Source organism: Kribbella sp. NPDC048837, assembly GCF_055586945.1.
Genome location: NZ_JBVJHF010000001.1, coordinates 637,803 through 656,853 on the forward strand (window position 1 = coordinate 637,803; position 19,051 = coordinate 656,853).

Consider the following 19,051-nt stretch of genomic DNA (forward strand, 5'->3'; position numbering starts at 1 on the left):
CCGCTCATTCACTGCGCAGGATTCGCCCGACGCCAGGCCGGCCTCCCGGAGCAGGCGCAGGCCATTGAGTCCGACGATGTGGTGAGGATGATGGGACGATGGGTGCTTCGTCGAACGGTTGGCCCGTCGTGCTCCTTCACGGCTGGCCGGTCACCCAGACGCACTGGCAAGGCCTGCTGCCACTCCTGCGACACAGCGGCTTCGCGCCGATTCCGGTCACCCTGCCAGGACTCGGCAAACCGACTGGGAGCACACCCAGTTTCCGGAAGAGCGACCTCGCCGACAGCCTCGCCGACGACCTCAGCAAACGCGGACTCACCCGCTTCTCACTGGTAGGCCACGACTGGGGTGGCACGGTCGCGGTTCTCCTCGCCGCCGCAATGCCCCAGGCCGTGAACGCGATCGTCATCGAAGAGGAGATCCTCCCCGGGATCGACATCGACATCCCCGCACCAGGCGCAGAGCACTACCCGACCTGGCACGGACCGTTCAACCGCGCACCCGGCCTCGCCGAACAGCTCGTCCCAGGACGAGAAGACGCCTACTACGGAACCTTCCTCCGCCAAAGCGCCGGGCCCGCCGGGCTAGACCCGGACACAGTCCGCGCCTACATCGACGCCTACACAACCGACGACGCCCTGCAAGCCGGGCTCAGCTACTACCGAACCCGCGCCGGCGACATCACCGACGTCCAACGACTCCAAGGCAACCCCATCCACACCCCCGTGCTCGCGATCGGAGGACGCTACGCCATGGGCCCCGCCGTCGCCGACGGCCTCCGCACCCTCTCAACACACGTCACCGGCCTCATCCTGGAACGATCAGGTCACTACCCCGCCGAACAAGAACCCGAACCCACAGCCCAAGCCATCATCGAGTTCCTCCAGCACCACCGCGATCAACCACCCCAATGAGGCCGGCCCAATCATCATCGGCGACTTCGTGACCCACATACGTGGCCAGAAACTCCGGAAGACGGCGCTCAGCGTCGTACTCCACCTGATCACCGCCCTCGACACACCCTCTGGTTTGTCGGCACAGTGAAAATGTCAACTGGCCGGGATGTACCTGCCTGTGATCATCGAGGGGGAAGAAAATGCCGGACGACAACAACTCGGGCGGGAACAACAACCAGCCGGACGGTGATGCAAACGCTAAATTCGAAGACCAGGTCGAGCTGATTCTGGCCGAATTCGGCGACGAGATCGAGATCGATCCGCCGAACTGGCGCACCGCCGGGGTGAACGCCATCTACCGGTCCAGGGGCGTGCTGGTCAGGGATCACGACAGTCCCCGAGCGGTCGATCTGTTCGGCGGTGGAAACGCTCGGCGCAGCAGCCTCGGCGTCACCCGGCTCGACCTGCCGGACGCCGTACCGGCCGCCGCACCGGACGGCGACGGCTTCACTGAGATCCAGCGTTTCCTGGCGCATGCCGACAGACAGTTCGGCCGCGGCCATGTCACGCCGGAACACCTGTTCTACGTCTGCAGCGTCAGTCCGTGCCCCGCGACGGAACCCGAGGAGGTCCTGGAAGGCGCGCTCCCAGATCCGTTTCTGACCAAGGTGGGCAAGGCCGACGGCCACGGGGTCAAGGTGGTCGTCCTGGACGTCGGCTGGACCCCGGCACCGAGTGCACGCTGGCTGAACGGCGTGAGCGGCGACCCCGAAGTAGCCTTCGACCCGGTGACCAAGCTGATCCGCCCGTACGCGGGTCACGGAACCTTCATCGCGGGCGTCGTCCGCGCGATCGCGCCGCGGGCCGAAGTGGTGGTGAAGAGCTACTTCAACAAGGCTGGAGCGGTGTTCGAGGCGGATCTGGCCGATCGACTGGCCGAAGTGATGGACGAGGATCCGGACATCATCAGTCTCTCGGCCGGCTCCACGACGCGCTTCGACGTACCGTCGATGGCTCTCGACACCTTCACCCGGCCGCGGCAGGGCGGCGCGGACGGCCCCGTACTCGTCGCCGCGGCCGGAAATGACGGCACTGACCAGCCGTTCTGGCCGGCTGCCTACCCCGAAGCCGTTTCTGTGGGAGCACTGGCCGCCGACGGAATCAGCCGTGCGTCGTTCAGCAACTATGGCAGTTGGGTCGACGTCTATGCACCGGGCGAGAATCTCGTGAACGCGTTTCTGACCGGGCGCTACAAATGCACCGAACGACCAAACGTGGGCCAGTTCCGCGACTTCGCCGGTATGGCGCAATGGAGCGGCACCTCATTCGCAACTCCCATGGTTGCGGGCCTGATCGCCGCCCGAATGTCGTTGACCGGCGAACGCCCCAAACAGGCAGCCAACGCCCTGCTCGCCATCAGCCGCCGCCGCGTTCTGCCGGCTGTCGGGCCGGTGCTCCTGCCGGGTGACGCGCAGGTGTAGACCGACGGCTGAGCGCACACTGACGCGGTACGGCCGATCAGCTCGGTCCGTACCGCGTCAGTACGCCTCTCGGGTGCCGACCGACGAGCCAGCTGTTGACGGTTGCCGGAGGCGTACAGGCGCCACCGTCCCGCTACATCGACGAGGACACCGAGCACCCGGCATCCCAGCCGGCCCGGGAAGTCAGGCCGCGTGACCGAACTGTCTATTTCCCCGCGACGTAAGCACAACCCTCACGAGCAAGCTCCTGCCACGAGAAAGCCGAATCAGGATCAACACTGAACCACTCCTTCATCGGCACACCCTTGTTCGCGTCGAACCGAACTCCCTCCCCAGCCGCCACCAAGACATCGACCCGGGCCGCCGGCAACTTCACCACCAGCCGCTCGTGCGCCAGCATCGCAAAGATCTTGTTCCCGACACGCAACGCCGAAGAACCGAAGCCCCGCCCCGAACCTGGCCCCGTCACTCCAGGCATATCCAGAAACTCGCCAACCAACTCGTCGAACCGCTCGTCAGGCGTCATCCCAGCCTCCCAGTGATCCCGACACCGATCATGACACTCCGCACCCACGAGACCAGGAGTGACGGACAAGGACGTCAGGCAAACCCCCGACCGGCTAGGGGCTGAGCCACAGCCGTGTGGTCAAGGGTGCGGATTCCTCGTAGGACACCGAAAGCCTTTCCATGGAGACAGGTGTCACACGTCGCCGCCTGTTGTGTCGTTCCGGCAAGCCCGTGAAGTTGCTCCAGGCAACCGCACGACAGGCATTCACGCCACCGACGGCGTTTGCCGGCGAAAGTGGGTACGTCGACCACTCCCACCTCGGAGCAAGGTCGCGGCGGTTCACCGGGAAGACACCGTAGGAGCCGCACCGGGCTGACGATCGACGGGACTGCGGCTCTGCTCTCCGGCGAGCAGAGCCAACGGGTGGCGATCGGGCGAGCAATCGTCAGGCAGCCGCGGGTCTTCCTGAGGACGAAAAGTGCGCAGATGGTCAGGATCAGGGGCGACTCGCTCGCCCAAGTGGCCCACTAAAACCACCGCCGAGTGGCCTAGCGATCACGGGCCATGACTGCCTACGGTCGAGGCGTACCAGCACAACGACCATTGCAAAGGATCTTTCATGCGTGCCATTACTGTCCGGGACCGCGAGGCCGACGGCCACGGGCTGTCCCTGACCGAACTGCCCTACCCCTCCGCCGCCGAGAACGACGTCATCGTGCAGGTCCACGCCGCCGGCTTCCTCCGCGGCGAGCCGGACTGGCCCGGGACTTGGACCGACCGCGCCGGCCGCGACCGTACGCCGAGTGTCCTCGGCCACGAGCTGTCCGGTGTGGTCGTCGAGCTCGGCTACGGCACCACCGGTCTCACGGTCGGTCAGCGGGTCTTCGGGCTGACTGACTGGCGCCGCAACGGTTCGCTCGCGGAGTACGCCGCAGTGGAGGCCCGGAACCTGGCTCCGCTCCCCGCCGATGTCGACCACGTCACCGGGGCCGCTGCGGTGATGCCGGGTCTCACCGCCTGGCAGGCGCTGTTCGACCACGCTCACCTGCAGACAGGCCAAGCCGTCCTCATCCACGGCGCGGGCGGCTCCGTCGGCTCGGTCGCCGTACAACTGGCCCGCGAGACCGGCGCCCACATCATCGGCACCGGCCGGTCTTCCGACCGGGACCTGGCCGGCACCCTGGGCGTCCACGAGTTCCTCGACCTGGACAACGACCGCCTCGAGGACACCGGCGAGGTCGACGTGGTGTTCGACGTGATCGGGGGCGAGATCCGCGACCGCTCCACCGCACTGTTACGCCCCGGCGGCACCCTCGTCACCGTCGCCGACCCGCCGGCCATCCAGCCCTCCGACGGCCGGGCAATCTTCTTCGTCGTCGAGCCCAACCGCGAACAGCTGACGCAGCTGGCCGCTCGCCTCCGCGATGGGCGACTCACACCGCTCGTCACGGCCCTAAACGACCTGGCCGCCGCCCCCGCCGCCTTCGCGGAGCACACCCGCGGCAGGACCATCATCACGATGAAATGACACGGTCGGTGACCCCTTCGTGCACCCGCCGCCGACCACTCCGTGGCCACAGACAACAGCACGGAGAACGCACTTTCCCTATACCTGAGGCGGCCTTCTCGAACCGACGAGACGAGCTCCCCGAGCCGTTCGCCCCGGAGCACGAACGGCCCAGGCAGGGTTGCGGCAGGATCCGGACACCAGGCGTGCGAACGGGCGGTGCGGCAGGCGCCGCGTGCCCGGACCGTCTTACGCTGGCGACTCGTCGAATGCGATCGCGGCGATCGTCGCCGGGTCGGTCTCGGCCACCTGTTGCAGAAGGGCGCGCGCTGTCTCGACCTGGGTCGCGTCGAAGAGGCTGAACACCCGACGGGTCGCGGTGCCGATCCGATTGCTGACCGCCGTGTAGCGCTCGGCACCCGCTGGGGTGAGGCGGAGGAACTCGTCGCCGTTCTCGATCAGTCCAACGGCGGCGAGGCGAGCGAGCAGCGCGTCGACGCTCGCGTGGTCGTACCCGTTGGTGGAGAGCAGCTCCTTGATGATCATTGTCGGAGTAGCCCCTCGCAAGCCGAGAGCATTGAGCGTGAACCACGCGCCAGGCTCGAGGTCCTCCTCGGTGAGGATCCGGGCCAGCGGACCACGCAGGTTGCGCTCAGCGAGCGCCATCGCGGTGCCGAAAGGGAGTGTCGCTGCGTTCACGGTCGCCTTCCTTCCTAAGATAGACAGGTAGCTGTCTAACGTAGTCGAAAGACAGGAGGCTGTCTATATGCCCGGAGATCATCCCCAGCCACTCATCGGGTTGCTCCTGCGCTTGGCGAACCAGCGCTGGTCCACGGAGATGGACGCAGAGCTCGAGAAGCTCGGTGTCCGCGACCTCACCGCGGCACACGCACGAGTGATCCCGTTCGTACCGCCTCAGGGCGTCAGCGTCCAGACGCTCGCCACCAAGGCCAACGTGCGCAAGCAGACGATGGCCCGCAGCGTCGAACAACTGATCGCGGCCGGCCTGGTCGAGCGCCGTCCGGACCCCAACGACGGGCGCGCCTGGCTCGTCGTACTCACCGAGGCCGGGCTTGCGATCCGGCCGATGTCGCGCAAGGCCGGAGGCACTGTCGAGCGCGCCTGGGCCGACCAGCTCGGCGAGGACCGACTGGAGGCTCTCCGCGCGGCACTGATCGAACTGGCCGGGTACGACGCAAGCGATCCAACTGGGTAGGCAGCTTGCGGCGGGACCGAAGACGACCCCTGATCCACCAGACCTGGGATCGGCAGACTTGTCTGAACAGTTGTCGGCACCGCGGCCGGCTGGCACGCCTCGCTCGACCTGCGGCAGAGCCAACGCGAGCGTGAGCGGTCCGCGAGAGGTTCGCGATCGCGCACGGTTGGTCGTGACTCCCGCCTTAGCGCACGAGAAGCCCCGTCGCAAGCGTTGGACGACCTCAGGCGACGTGGATGGCGGGAGGCTCGGCGAGCGCGAAGAGGCGGTCGAACACCGCAATCCGGTCGAACTGCAACGCGTACGCCCTCGCGCGCCGTTCGGCGTCCGCCCGCTGCTCGAGGGTCCAGTCGCACACGACCTCGTCGAGCACGGTCCGCAGCGTGGCCGGGTCGTGCTGCGGCACCAGCAGGGCCGTATCACCGACGGCCTCGGGTACGCCGCCGGTCGCGCAGGTGATGATCGGCCCGCCGCCGGCGAGCGCCTTCTCGACCAGCGCGATCCCGAACGTCTCCACGAACTCCGGCTGCTCGCGGGTCGGCAGCACGAACGCCGCGCTCCCGGCCATCAACGCCGGCTTCTCCGCGTCGTCCACGTCGGTCAGCATCCGCACCCGGTCGCCCAGGCCCGCTGCCGCCACCCGCGTCACCACCGCGTCTTCGTGCGGCCCGCGCCCGGCCAGGACCAGCTGCACCCGCTCGGCCGACCGCGACCCGGCGTAGGCGTCGATCAGGTCGTCGATCCCCTTCGCCGAGGCGATCCGGGACAGGAACAGTACGTACCCATCCCTCGAGAGGCCGCGCCGGGTGAGCGTTTCGGCGATCCTGTCATCGGCGAGCGACAGGTAGGGCCAGGAGTCGACGGCCGGATAGGAGATGGCGATCCGCTCACGGCACTGCTGCGCGAACTTCGTGCCGTGCATGCCGTCGAGGGTCGCCGCCGAGGCCACGATCAGGTCCCTCGTGTACTCCGAGACCGCCACGCAGTGGTCGGCCTCCAGGTAGACCGACAGGATGTGCGCGGCCGCCCCGAACCGGCCGGTGGTCACACACTCGCGCACCACGTTGGTGATGTCGGAGCCCACTGCCTCAGCCACAGTGGTGACCTGCGCGGGCCCGATCCGGCGCGCCATCTGGACGGCCTCCTGCACGGCAATCGCATGCGGGCTCAGATACAGCGACATCGCCACCGTCGGTACTCCGTCGCTGAACAGCTCGACCAGCCGCCCGACGAGCCCGGACAGGTAGCGCCCATCCGGAACCCGGTAGTCGCCAACAGGATCGGGCCGCTCCACGGTGATGCCAGGGCTGTACGGCAGCACGCGATCGAGTGGTTTCAGCGGCAGCCCGGCCGCCTCCAGCGCATCCAGCGGCCAGGTCACGATCCGTACGTCGTCGAACCCGCGGGTGAGCGCGACCTCCGCGAGGCACCGTGCCTCACCGGAGTGCCCGCAGATCACCGGGTCGGCGCGGACGACCAGGACCAGGCGGCGGTTGGGTGTGGACGGAACGAGTGTGTTGTCAGCGATGTTCATGCCCACCTCCAGTGGTGTGCAGCGGGTCGGATGTGGATGGTGGCCTGATCCGGGCGCCCCAGCCGGAGGGCTGAGGGCCGACCTCGATGTGGAGGTTGCGGATGTGCCGCAGTTCCCGGCCGGAGATCCAGGGGCGTTCGAGTGCCTTGCCGTCCACCGCGACGGATTGGACATAGGAGACCGGTCCGCCTGCCTCGACAGGCTCGAATCCTGTTGTGGTGATCGACAGCTCGCCCTCCGGCAGCCGGCTGGTGGACTCCGCCACGGCCGGCGCGCTCACCAGGAACAGGTTCTGCCCAGCCACCGGGAACAACCCGAGCGTCGCCCACACGTACCACGCAGACAGCCCGCCGGAGTCGTCGTTACCTGGCAGCCCGCCCCGGCCGGTGCCGAACTGGTTGGCGATTGCGGCATGCACCACCTCGGCGGTGCGGTCCGGCCGCCCGGCGTAGTGGTAGCACCACGGCGCCTCGTAGTCGGGTTCGTTGTTCAATCCCTCGAACCGGCACAGGCCGTACCCGGCATTCATCTCGGCCACGCTCGGCGCCACCCCTGGCTGGGTGACCGGTGCGGCGTCGTACCCGAAGAACCGGTCGAGTAGCCCCACGAACGCCTCGTCGCCACCGGCGAGCGCGATCCGGGCACGCATGTCGTGCAGCAGCCGGAAGGAGTAGTTCCACCGGCCGCCCTCATAGAACGTCGAGTCGCGCAGCAGGCCGGTGCCCGGGTCGTACGCCGCCTGCCAGCCTCGGGCGTGGTCGCGCAGCTGCTGCGCCAGCGTCCGGTCGCGCACCTTGCGGGCGATCGCCGCTGTGCAGTGGTAGGCGTACGCCAGGTCCAGGGTGTGGCTGATCGGATGCGCCACACCGTGCACCAGGTAGTCCTCGCCGTACGTCCGGCGCAGGTCCATCTCCAGGTGCACCATGGCCCAGTCCCAGTCGATACCAGGCAGATCCAGCTGACACAGGTCGGCCAGGAAGGTGTGCGCGAGCGCACTGCCCTGCCGGGAGAACCGGTCGGCGCCCTTGGCCATCCGATAGCCGATCGGCAGGTTGCCCTCCTGCTCGCAGATCGACAACATCGCGCCGGCCAGCGAGACCGAACGCTCCGGGAACAACGTGGTCATCAGTGGCAGCTGGGTCCGGTAGATGTCCCACATGGTGCAGATGTCGAACGCATACGGGCCCTCGGTCGTCCACGACGGACTCTCGTCCGGGGCGAAGCACGGCTTGACCAGCGAGTGGTAGAGCGCGGTGCCGAAAACCGTCGCCTGGTCGTCTGACTCTGCCTTGATCGCAATCTTGCCGAGGTGGTCGCGCCAGGTGGCTGCCGTCTGGTCACGCCGCCCGGCGAAGGTGACCCGGGCGCGGCCGACGTCCGTGTGCAGGTTGTCGCGGGCCTTCTCACACCCGCGCAGGGAGAACCCCAGCCGCACCTCGACGGTCTGCTCGGCACGCGACGGGCCCATGAAGATCAGCCCGAACGGCCGCAGTGTGGTCGGTCGGATGTAGTCGAAGTCGAGGCGGGTGCCGCCAGGCATCAGGCGCCGGTCGTACCACAGCAGCTGCCGCCAGCCGGGAGCGTCGACCTCCAGGTGCACGGCCAGCGGCACCCCCTCGACGTGGATGTCCCCCTGAGCCACCCCCGGCTCCAGCATCGCCAGGTGCGCCTTCAGCGGCACAGTCTGGCTGTGCGGGATGGCCAGGCCGCCGGTCGAGGCGTCGATGACGATCCGGGCGGCGTCGTTCGCCGGGAAGGTGTACCGATGGACGGCCGACTTGGGGCCGACCGTCACCTCGCAACGCACCCCCGAGCTCAGCGTCGCCGCATAGTAGCCGGGCTCAGCCACCTCCTCCAGCAAGTCCCACGTGGTGCCCAGGTCATCGAGCGGGCCGAGCATCGGCGTGATCCGGAAGTAGTTGTAGTACTTGCGGATCGCGCCGGTGCCGGACTGCTGGAAGTGGGTGAAGCCGGAGGCGACCGGGCGGTCGTACAACTGCTTGGGCACGCCCTCGGTGTTGAAGTCGTACAACCCGTATCCGGTCGGGTAGGCCCCGGAGTACGGGCAGGCCGACACCATCCCGAAGGGGTGCGTGGCGCCCGGGTGGGTGTTGCCGACCTGCGGCTTGGGCCACCACCAGGTCGCGGCCAGGCCCTGCGGCGTGGGCAGGTCAGTAGCGCCGGTCCCGATGAACGGGTCGACGTGCTCGTACATCGGCTCACCGCCTCGCGCGGCTGACGTGGACTCTCAACGTAAGAAGCCCATGTTTCAGCCGCGTGACCGAAGGAGACGCGCAGGTTACGACCGGGCGGGTCGCCGGGTCCGCGTCTTGCCCAACAGGATCCGTCCCCCTGACACGGGCCGTGCTGGGTGACCAGCGGCGATGCGCCATTTCGGATCCGCGCGGTGCCCGCCTGGCGGATATCGCAGACCGCCCCGCAGCAGCCGCGGGTCGAGCGATCCGGCGTTGACCCCGATCCGGATCGGGGCGCCGTGACCCTTTCCCGGCGGCCGCGAGTTGTTTGACCTTGTCGTCGAACTTCCTCATGTTGCCCGGGTTGACCCGGACCGCCGCGCAGCCTGCCTCGATCGCGGCGAACACGTACTTGGGCTGGAAATGGATGTCCGCGATGACCGGGATCTGCGACTTGCGCGCGATCGCGGGCAGCGCATCGGCGTCGCCCTGCGACGGGCAGGCCACCCGCACGATGTCACAACCCGCCGCGGCAGCTCCGCGATCTGCTGCAGAGTTGCGTTGACGTCGGCGGTCGGCGTCGTGGTCATGGACTGGACGGACACAGGGAACTGACTACCGACGCCTACCTTGCCCACCATGAGCTGACGGGTTCTGCGGCGAGCGGCCCGGACCGGCGCGGGTGCCTGCGGCATGCCGAGCGATACGGTGACGGTCGGCTCCTGGGCGGCGGCATCGGAAGCGGTCGGGCGCTCGTCACAGGAGATCCCCGATCCGCTCGGCGATGGCCTCGGCGTTCAAGCCCGCCCGGCTCAGCACACCAGCCCTGCTTCCCTGCGGGAGGAACGCCGTCGGCAGGCCAAGCGACCGCACCGGCACCGGCACGTGGGCAGCAACGCAGGCCCGGGCAACCGCGTCGCCGACGCCACCGGAAGCCACGCCGTCCTCGACCACGCACGCCACCCGGAAGTTCGAGACAAGCCCGGTGAGTGACTCACTGACCGGCAGCGCCCATCTCGGGTCGGCCACCGTCACGCCGATGCCCTGCGAACGCAAGATCTCCGCGGCGCGCAAGCACGTCGACGCGAGGTTTCCGACGGCGACGATCAGCACATCCCGGCCACCGTCGTGCAGCAGGTCCACGTCACCGACGGCGCCGTACGCCGAGATCGGCTCGCGCGCCACCGCTTTCGGGTATCGAATCGCGGTCGGGCCGGGCCACCCGACCGCCTCACGCAGCCGGGCCCGCAGGTCCCGCGGGTCGCGGGGGCAGGCCACCCGCAGCCCGGGAATCATCGCCAGCAGGGACAGATCCCACACGCCGTGATGGCTGGGCCCATCCGGCCCGGTGACCCCGGCACGGTCCAGCACGAACGTCACCGGCAGCCGGTGCAGTGCCACGTCCATCACCAGTTGGTCGAAGGCCCGGTTGAGGAAAGTCGAGTAGATCGCGACCACCGGGTGCAGGCCGGCCATGGCCATCCCGGCCGCCGAGGTCACCGCATGCTGCTCCGCGATGCCCACGTCGATCACCCGGTCGGGGAACTCCGCGGCGAACCGGCCGAAGCCGACGGGCAGCCGCATCGCCGCCGTGATTCCGACGACGTCGGGGCGGCTCCGGGCAATGTCCGCGATCTCGTCGGCGAACACACTCGTCCAGCTCGGCGCGCTCGGGACCAGGCTCTTGCCGGTCATCGGGTCGATCTCGCCGATGCCGTGCATCCGGTCGGTCTCGTCCCGCTCGGCGGGCAGGTAGCCCCGGCCCTTCACCGTCACGCAGTGGACGAGCACCGGGTGCCGCCGCGTCCGCGCGAACTCGAAGGCCATGCCCAGTGCGTCGAAGTCGTGGCCGTCGACAGGCCCGACGTACTCGAAGCCGAGCTGCTCGAACAGGTTGGCCCCGCCGGACCGGCCGGTCCTCAGTGCCTCCAGGTGTACGGCGACCGAACCCTTGGTCGGATCGTACGAACGTTCGTTGTCGTTGAGCACCAGCACGACCGGTCGGCTGGACGCGCCGAGGTTGTTCATCGCCTCCCAGCACATGCCACCGGTCAGGGCTCCGTCGCCGACGACCGCGACCACCCTGCGGTCAAGGTCATCGCTCAGCTCGATCGCCCGGCTCATGCCGTCGGCGTAGGAGAACGCCGTGGAGGCGTGCGAATTCTCGATGAAGTCGTGGGCGCTCTCCCCCGCGACGGGTAGCCGGACAGCCCGCCGGCCCGCCGCAACGTGTCCATCCGGTCCCACCGGCCGGTGAGCATCTTGTGCACGTAGGCCTGGTGACCGGTGTCGAACAGGATCGGGTCTCTCGGCGAGTCGAAGGCCCGGTGGAGTGCGATGGTCAGCTCCACCATGCCGAGGTTGGAACCCAGGTGTCCCCCGGCCGCGCAGACTGCGGGTACCAGGGCCGCGCGGATCTCAGCAGCCAGCGCCTCCAGCCGGGGGACGTCCAGTGCGCGCAGATCGGTGTGCGACAGGGCGCGCGACGAACCGCCGTCCGGCGGATCCAGCACCGCGGTTGGTGACGCCTTGAAGGGACGTGTCATGTCGGGGCTCCCGAGGGTGGGCGGATTGGTGTGGCTGGTGTGCGGTCATCGATCCACAGCGCGGTACGACTAGCGATCGCGGCAGGCGGCCAGCTGGGCGAGAGAACGCAGCTTGTTGTCGAACCTGCCGGGCTGCAGTTCCCGCAGCGCCCCAGCGAGAAAACCCGCGGCCTGCTGCCGGCTCCACTCACGGCCGCCGGCCGCCTCGACGAGGGTCGCGGCGCGAACGAGCTCGGCCGAGCTGAGCTGCGGTCGGCGGTAGAGTTCGGCCAGCTCGGCGCCTTCCGGGGTACCGGAAGCGAGGGCGGCGACAACGGGCGCCGACTTCTTGCGTACGGCGAGGTCCGCGTGAGCGGGCTTGCCGGTGACCGCAGGGTGGCCCCAGATTCCGAGGATGTCGTCAGCGAACTGGAAGGCGAGCCCCAGCTGGTCGCCGTACCGGTGGTACCGCTCGGTGTCCAGAGGCGTGGCGCCGGCCGACAGCGCGCCGACAGCACAGGCGCAGGCGAACAACGCCGCGGTCTTCAGGCCGAGCATGTTCCGGCATTCGGCCGGGGTGACGTCCATCCGCTGCTCGAAGGAGAGGTCCTGCGCCTGACCCTCGACCAAGCTCTGGACCGCGGTGGAGAGGCAGCGCCTGATCACCTCGGCGTTGCTGCCGGACCTCCCGGCGAGTACGTCGAACGCCAGGGTGAGCAGCGAGTCACCGGCGAGGATGGCCGGGCTGATTCCGAAGACCGTCCAGGCGGTGGCGCGGTGCCGGCGGCTGGCGTCGCGATCCATCACATCGTCGTGCAGCAACGAGAAGTTGTGGACCAGTTCGACGGCCACCGCGGCCGGGATCGCCGCGGCCGTTGCCGCGGACCCGCCGATGGCGGCGGCGGAGACCAGGGTCAGCCCGGGTCGCAGCGCCTTACCGGGATTGTTCTCGGTGGGGCGTCCGTCCGCGTCCCACCAGCCGAAGTGATACCCGACGATCCGGCGCATCGAATCCGGAAGTGTGTCGACGGCGGCGCGCAGGGTCGGGTCAACCATCTCGCGCGCCCAGGCGAGGATCTCGGCTGGAGTCCTTCCCATACTCGCTGATTCCGGGCCGGCCACAGCGAAACCGGGCATCAAGACTGAGTTGCTCATCGTTGTTCGATCTCCCTCGTGCCGAGTCTGTTCTGCACCTGCGAAGGCAACGCGAAATGGACCGTTTCGCGCGAGATCTCTCGTTCGGCCACCTCGACCGGGCCGAGTCCGTTCAGCGCGGCGATCACACCGCTGACGAGCGCGGGCGGCGCCGACGCGCCCGCCGTCAGCCCGACTGTGTCCACACTGGTCAGCCAGTCCGGCCGGATGTCACCCGCGTCGTCGATCAGGTACGCCGGGGTGCCCTGCCGCTCGGCGAGCTCGACCAGTCGCCGCGAGTTGGACGAGTTGACCGACCCGACCACGAAGACGGCGTCCGACTCGTCCACCACGGCCCGCAAGGCGACCTGCCGATTCGTCGTGGCGTAGCAGATGTCGTCGGATGCGGGTCCTTTCACGGCGGGGAAGCGCCGCCGCAGCGCGCCGACCACCTCGGCGACCTCGTCGACGGCGAGGGTGGTCTGGGTCAGGTAGGCCACCCGGCCGGGATCCGCCACCTCGAGGCGTGCGACGTCGTCGACCGTCTCGACCAGTACTGTCCGCGACGGCGCTTGGCCCATCGTGCCCTCGGCCTCTTCGTGTCCCGCATGGCCGATCAGGACGATGGTGTCGCCACCGGCAGCGAACCGCCTGGCTTCGGCGTGCACCTTGGTCACGAGTGGGCAAGCCGCGTCGATCACACGCAGACCACGGTCCGCGGCGTCGGCGTACACGGCCGGAGCGACGCCGTGGGCCGAGAAGACCACCATCGCGCCGGCCGGGATCTCGGCGACCTCTTCGACGAAGACAGCCCCCCGGCTTTCGAGGTCGCGAACCACGTGGGCGTTGTGGACGATCTGTTTGCGCACGTAGACAGTGCCGCCGGATCGGTCGAGCAGTTCCTCCACGGTCTTGATGGCTCGTTCGACGCCGGCACAGAACGAACGTGGGGAGGCGAGCAGGACACGACGTGGCCGGGCGAGAGCCGCCCAGACCTTGATGGTGCATTTGGCTGCAGCGCGGTCAGCGTCACCCATGGGCGGGAAGGCGACGCCGAGCCCCGTTCCCCCATCGAGCACTGCTGCGGCCGAGTCTTCGCCTTGTCCGATGACGACAGTCCCGGTCGTGACCCGGTAGCCCTGCCTGCGGAGATCTCCTGCCAGCAGTGGGTGAGCGGGGCACGGCACCGGTGGGCTCCCGGCCGGGCGCAGTTCGTCCGCCACTCGTACCACGGTCGCGGAGTGGACGGGTGAGCCCGGAGAGGTCATTGTGTTCATTGCGCCAGCAGGCCGCCGTCGACGGCGAGGGCCTGCCCGGTCACGAACGACGCGCGGCCGGCCAGCAGCCAGGCAGCCGCTTCGGCGATCTCCCGCGGATCAGCGGGCCGGTTGATCGGCTGCATGGCGGCGATCTGCTCCTCGGTCACCACACCGGTCGCGACCACCTGGTCGTACATGCCGGTCCGCACCGTGCCGGGGCAGACCGCGTTCACCCTGATGCCCTGGGTCGCGTACTCGAGTGCCGCCGCCCGGGTCAGGCCGACCACGCCATGCTTGGCCGCCACGTACGCGGACAGGCCGAGCCCCATGCCCACCAGGCCGCCGATCGACGAGTTGTTCACGATGGCCCCGCCGCCGTTGCCCAGCATCCGGCGGATCTGCGCCCGCATGCAGAGCCAGACACCGGTGAGGTTGACCGACATGACGTGATCCCAGTTCGCCCGGGTGGAGTCGCCGACCGATTCGAAGGCACCGTCGATCCCGGCGTTGTTGAACGCGCCGTCGAGCCGCCCGTACACGCTCACCGCGGCCTCGACCATCGCCTCGACGTCGTCCTCGACGGACACGTCGGCGCGAACGGCGACCACCTTGCCGCCCCGGGCCGTGACCAGGTCCGCCGTCTTCTGGCAGGTGTCGTGGTTCATGTCGGCGAGCAGCAGATCAGCGCCGTGCTCGGCCATCACCTCCGCGGCGCTGCGGCCGATGCCGGAGCCGGCACCGGTGATGATCACGGCTCTGCCTTCGAGGAGTCTGGTCATGGCTCTCTGCTTTCTCGCCGGGGGTCGGTCGGGGTGTCCGTCGTCATACCGACGGGCGATGGCGCACGATCATCGGCAGGTGGTCGAGGTGGACGATGCTCGTCACGACGCTCTTGGGCCGGTGGCCGGCGGGCGGTGTCAGCCGGCAGCGGGCAACGATCGTCGCGACGGTCATCTTCATCTGCGTCCACGCGAACATGTCGCCGATGCACTGGCGGTTGCCGAGCCCGAAGGGGATGAAGGCCCGTTGCATCTCCGGGGTCGGTGCGTCACCGAGCCAGCGCTGCGGGCGGAACTGCGTCGGGTCGGCGAAGATGGTCGGGTCGCGGTGCATCGCGGCGGGGCTGTAGATCACTTCGTCGCCGGGCGCGATCTGTACCCCGGCGAGCGTCACCGGCCGCACGGCGCGCCGCATCAGCAGCCAGAGCGGGTGGTGCAGGCGCAGGCATTCCTGTACGAACGCCTCGGTGCGCCGCAGCGCGGGCAGGTCGGCCACTTCGATGTCCCTGCCGCCCACGCCGAGCACCTCGTCGATCTCGGCCTCCAGCCACTCCAGTACGCCGGGATCGCGGGCCAGTTCGTAGAACGCCCAGGTCAGCAACGTCGCCGGTGTCTCGATCCCGGAGATCAGCAACGTCATGACCTGGTCGCGGATCTCGACGTCGCTCATCGTGGTCCCGGTCCGGGCGTCCCGGGCCCGCATCAGCATCGACACGAAGTCGCCGAGGTCGCCGTGCTGCTTGCGGTACGCCGTCACCAGACGCAGGCTGGCGGTCCGCAAGTTGTTGCTGGCGGCATCGAATCGGCGGAGCATCGGGATCGGCAGGCGGGAGGCGACGTCGGGCAGCACGGTCCGGGCGCCGAGCCCCTGCACGAGGGCCGGCAGTTCGTCGCGGGCCAGCTGGACGACCTCGCGGGCCTCCGGGGCGCGGAACATCGTCTGGCCGATGATCTCGCTGGCCAGGATGTGCATCTCGCGCCCGATGTCCACCGATTCGCCGGTCCGCCAGGCGCCGACCCGCCCGTTGACCACGTCACCGATGATCTGCACGTAGCGCGCGACCTCCGCCCTGTGGAAGGCCGGCTGCACCATCCGGCGCTGCCGGTGGTGCTCGGTGCCCTGCGCCGTGAACAGGCCGTCGCCGACGTACGGCCGGGCCTTGGTGAAGATGCGCCCGCGGTCGAAGCTCCGGCCTTCCTCCACCTGTACGGTGCGGACCAGCTCCGGCGAGTTCAGGACCAGGAACGGCCGGGTGCCGATCCGGATCCGGACGACGTCGCCGAGCGGTTGCAGCGAGATGAGGTAGCCGACGCGGTCGGGCCGCAGCAGGGACAGGGAGTGCCCGAGTAGCGGCAGGTCTCCCGGTGCGGTACGCACTTCGCGAGTCAGGAGCGTGGTCATGATCCGTCCAAGCTGGAAAAGTTGGGGTGATGGTCGTCAGCGGTCGGTCGGGTGAGGATGCCGGTCAGGCCGTGGCCGGCCAGTCGAGCAGGTCCTCCACATAGGTGGCGGTCCGGCCGGGTCGCGGGGCTTCCGAATCGTCGAACCGGATGGTGTCGGTCCGGTCCCAGGTCTCCATGCCGGCGGCCCACGACTGCTGGTCCTCGACGCACCGCATGACCGCGTGCTGGGACTCGGGCGCGAGCCCCAGCCGGTCCATCCTTCGGGGCAGTTCCTTCGCCGCCGCGAGGTGGTCCGTCACGCGTTCGGCGACGCACGCGGCCACGGCGTCGATGGCGTTCTGCGTCCCGAGCTGCAGGTGGTGGTCCAGGACGGTCACGAAGTTGATCGGGTCGCCCTGTTCCATGTGCAGCGAGTGGATGTCGTTGATCCAGCACATGATGTCGGCGGTCCCGAGCACGAGGGTCTGGTACTCGGGCGTCTGGTAGAGCGCGTCCGGCAGCGTCGCGCCCTCGATCATCTCCACGAGATCGAGCGTGGGCAGCACAGTCGATGCGTCCTGCCGCACGGCGACGTAATCGTCCACTGTCGGCACCGTGCCGGACACGCGGTACGCGTTCTCGGCCAGATGACCCGTCAGCCACCGGTCCAGATTCCCGCGCAGCCTGGCCACCCAGTACTCCGGACGTCCCGGGATCGTGCGGTGCAGGAGGTCGCGCAACGCCACGACAAGTGGGTGGCAGTTGTGCGCGCTCGGGCCGGAGTCGCCGGCGATGACGCTGCGCAGGGTCGCGACGAGTTCCTCGTAGAGCCCGGCGCGGTCCGTCGTGACAGCGATGTTCTGCTGGTCGTCAGTGATGAAGAAGAAGCTGTTCCAATCCGTGACCAGGGCCAACCCGGGAAGGGGTGCGTACGGGCAGAGTGTGGCCATGATGCGGCCGTAGCCCAGCGCGCGGAACTTGGTCACCACCCTCGGCGAGCGCAGCAGGCCGAACCGCCGGCACCAGTCCTCAGTCAGTTGCTGGACATGCTGTGCCTGCGGATGAGCCGCCGTGGCGAACGGCAACCGCAGGTCCGGGATCACGTAGCCGTTCATGACCATCACGCCGATGCGTGGCGGACGGCCGGCGTACGCCGGTGGACGGTCATCGGCAGCTCACTGGGGCGGATGAGGGCACTGGCGACCTCCCGGACCTTGGTGCCCGGTACCAGTCGCAGCCGCCAGCGCGAGCAGAGAACCGCGGTGACCATCGTCAACTCGTTGAGGGCGAAGACCTTTCCGATGCATCGGTACGACCCAGCCGCGAACGGGATGTAGGCACCCCGCGGGATTCGCTGCGCGTTCTTCGGCAGCCAACGGTCGGGATCGAACCGTGTCGGGTCGGGGAACCAGCGGGCGTCGTGGTGCATCAGGTAAGGGCTGTAGATCAGCTCCGCGTCGGCCGGCATCTTCGACTGGCCGGCGCGGACCGCGGTCAGGGTGCGCCGGGAGAAGAGTACGGGCGTGTGCAGCCGGAGTACCTCGCTGATGACCCGGCCCAGGTGCTCCAGGGCAGGCAGATCGTCGTACTCCGGCGCCCGGCCGCGCAGGACCGTGTCGAGTTCGGCGTCGACGCGATCGGCGACCTCGGGGTTGTTGCCGATCTCGTACATCACCCAGCCCAGCGTCGCGCCGGGAGCCTCCACGCCGGTCAACGCCAGCGTCATCACCTGCGCGTGGACTTCGGAGTCGGTGAGACCGTTCCCGTCGTCGTCCCGCACCGACAGCAGCGCGGACAGGACGTCACCCCGGTCCTCGCCCGCGTCGCGGTACGCGGTGATGACCTCCTCGATCGCCCGGTTCATCATCGTCATCGCGCGCTTGAACCGGATGTTGCCGGGAGTGGGCACCCGCTCCCACGCCGGCGGAAGCACGATGCGCTTGAGCAGCCCGTGGGTCAGCAGCCGCATCCCGTGCTTGATCGCCTCGGCCGTCTCGGGGGTCGCGGTGAACTTGAACAGGCTCCGGGTGAGCGAGGTCAGGGCGAGGTCGTTCATCACCTCGTCGACCGCCATGGTCTGACCGTCCTGCCAGGACCCGGCCAGCTCCTCGGCGGTGGCTCGCATGATCGACGAGTAGCCGACGAGGCGCTCCCGGCTGAACACCGGCTGAAGCATCCGGCGCAGCCGCTGGTGCTCGGCGCCCGACGCGGTCGCGATCCCTTGCCCAAGCCCTGGTTCCAGCCTTTCGAAGCAGAGCCCACGCTTGTAGTCGACGTCTCCCGGCACCAGGACGTCGCGGGTGGCGGCCGGATCCGTCACGACGTACACGGGGAACCGGCCGAACCGCACCTTGACGACGTCGCCGTACTGGGCCAGGGCGGGGAGGAAGCCCAGTGGGTCACGGAGCATCGGCACGATGTGTCCCAGCAGCGGCCACGCACCGGGGGCCTGGGGAACGTCCCGCCCGCCCTCGGGCGACGGGATGGGAGTCACCGCCGCCCCCGTCGCGCTGGAAGTGCCGGTGTAGGGGCAGGATCCGGAGCCGGCTTGCCTGGCGTGTGACATGAAACTCCTCTTGCTCACGAGTGAGGACGCGGGCCATCGCGGCCTGACCCGGCGCCGTGCCGCGAGGA

Annotated in this window: 14 protein-coding genes and 2 pseudogenes; 4 read left to right on the forward strand and 12 right to left on the reverse strand. The window is 68.9% G+C overall.

All coding sequences use genetic code 11. From position 1 onward, the window contains the following. Positions 1-98 precede the first annotated feature (98 nt). Positions 99-914: an alpha/beta fold hydrolase gene (locus ACZ6O0_RS03115; RefSeq protein WP_465763138.1), complete on the forward strand. Its 816-nt coding sequence runs from the start codon at positions 99-101 to the stop codon at positions 912-914. A gap of 182 nt (positions 915-1,096) precedes the next feature. Then, positions 1,097-2,377 carry a S8 family peptidase gene (locus ACZ6O0_RS03120; RefSeq protein WP_465763139.1) on the forward strand — a complete coding sequence of 427 codons (1,281 nt, stop codon included), beginning with the start codon at positions 1,097-1,099 and terminating at the stop codon, positions 2,375-2,377. Positions 2,378-2,582: 205 nt separating this feature from the next. On the opposite strand, the gene ACZ6O0_RS03125 is transcribed toward ACZ6O0_RS03120, so the two are convergent. Then, a complete protein-coding gene (locus ACZ6O0_RS03125) occupies positions 2,583-2,903 on the reverse strand; it encodes an MmcQ/YjbR family DNA-binding protein (protein WP_465763140.1) in 321 nt (106 codons plus the stop codon). Positions 2,904-3,504: 601 nt separating this feature from the next. On the opposite strand from ACZ6O0_RS03125, the gene ACZ6O0_RS03130 reads away from it, so the two are divergent. After that, positions 3,505-4,413 carry an NADP-dependent oxidoreductase gene (locus ACZ6O0_RS03130; protein ID WP_465763141.1) on the forward strand — a complete coding sequence of 303 codons (909 nt, stop codon included), beginning with the start codon at positions 3,505-3,507 and terminating at the stop codon, positions 4,411-4,413. Between the two features lie 228 nt (positions 4,414-4,641). Here ACZ6O0_RS03130 and ACZ6O0_RS03135 read toward each other — a convergent pair whose 3' ends face one another. Further along, positions 4,642-5,091, reverse strand: coding sequence for a MarR family winged helix-turn-helix transcriptional regulator (locus tag ACZ6O0_RS03135; protein ID WP_465763142.1), 450 nt, complete (start codon positions 5,089-5,091; stop codon positions 4,642-4,644). Positions 5,092-5,158: 67 nt separating this feature from the next. On the opposite strand from ACZ6O0_RS03135, the gene ACZ6O0_RS03140 reads away from it, so the two are divergent. Further along, positions 5,159-5,608: a MarR family winged helix-turn-helix transcriptional regulator gene (locus ACZ6O0_RS03140; protein WP_465763143.1), complete on the forward strand. Its 450-nt coding sequence runs from the start codon at positions 5,159-5,161 to the stop codon at positions 5,606-5,608. Between the two features lie 223 nt (positions 5,609-5,831). Here the strand turns inward: ACZ6O0_RS03140 and ACZ6O0_RS03145 are convergent, their stop codons facing one another. The 10 genes and pseudogenes from ACZ6O0_RS03145 to ACZ6O0_RS03190 form a co-directional block, all read right to left on the reverse strand. Next, positions 5,832-7,142, reverse strand: a complete 1,311-nt coding sequence (locus ACZ6O0_RS03145) for a glycosyltransferase (RefSeq protein WP_465763144.1) — start codon at positions 7,140-7,142, stop codon at positions 5,832-5,834. Then, positions 7,129-9,357, reverse strand: coding sequence for a glycoside hydrolase domain-containing protein (locus ACZ6O0_RS03150; protein ID WP_465763145.1), 2,229 nt, complete (start codon positions 9,355-9,357; stop codon positions 7,129-7,131). Before ACZ6O0_RS03150 ends, ACZ6O0_RS03145 begins: the two co-directional genes overlap by 14 nt. A gap of 225 nt (positions 9,358-9,582) precedes the next feature. Next, positions 9,583-10,032: pseudogene (locus tag ACZ6O0_RS03155) on the reverse strand (flavodoxin-dependent (E)-4-hydroxy-3-methylbut-2-enyl-diphosphate synthase); the annotation flags it as partial. 61 nt (positions 10,033-10,093) lie between these two features. Beyond that, a pseudogene (locus ACZ6O0_RS03160) lies at positions 10,094-11,883 on the reverse strand (1-deoxy-D-xylulose-5-phosphate synthase). 69 nt (positions 11,884-11,952) lie between these two features. Continuing rightward, positions 11,953-13,017: a polyprenyl synthetase family protein gene (locus tag ACZ6O0_RS03165; protein WP_465763146.1), complete on the reverse strand. Its 1,065-nt coding sequence runs from the start codon at positions 13,015-13,017 to the stop codon at positions 11,953-11,955. After that, complete coding sequence (gene ispH / locus ACZ6O0_RS03170; RefSeq protein ID WP_465763147.1) at positions 13,014-14,033, reverse strand: 4-hydroxy-3-methylbut-2-enyl diphosphate reductase; 1,020 nt, start codon at positions 14,031-14,033, stop codon at positions 13,014-13,016. The genes ACZ6O0_RS03165 and ispH overlap by 4 nt, the downstream gene beginning before the upstream one ends. A gap of 236 nt (positions 14,034-14,269) precedes the next feature. Continuing rightward, positions 14,270-15,034 (reverse strand): SDR family NAD(P)-dependent oxidoreductase, encoded by a 765-nt coding sequence (locus ACZ6O0_RS03175; protein ID WP_465763148.1) that lies wholly within the window; start codon positions 15,032-15,034, stop codon positions 14,270-14,272. Between the two features lie 43 nt (positions 15,035-15,077). Further along, a complete protein-coding gene (locus ACZ6O0_RS03180) occupies positions 15,078-16,436 on the reverse strand; it encodes a cytochrome P450 (protein WP_465763149.1) in 1,359 nt (452 codons plus the stop codon). 64 nt (positions 16,437-16,500) lie between these two features. Beyond that, positions 16,501-17,532 carry a terpene synthase family protein gene (locus ACZ6O0_RS03185; RefSeq protein ID WP_465763150.1) on the reverse strand — a complete coding sequence of 344 codons (1,032 nt, stop codon included), beginning with the start codon at positions 17,530-17,532 and terminating at the stop codon, positions 16,501-16,503. Between the two features lie 5 nt (positions 17,533-17,537). Next, entirely contained in the window at positions 17,538-18,911 is a 1,374-nt protein-coding gene (locus ACZ6O0_RS03190) for a cytochrome P450 (RefSeq protein ID WP_465763151.1), read from the reverse strand. Between the last annotated feature and the right edge of the window lie 140 nt (positions 18,912-19,051).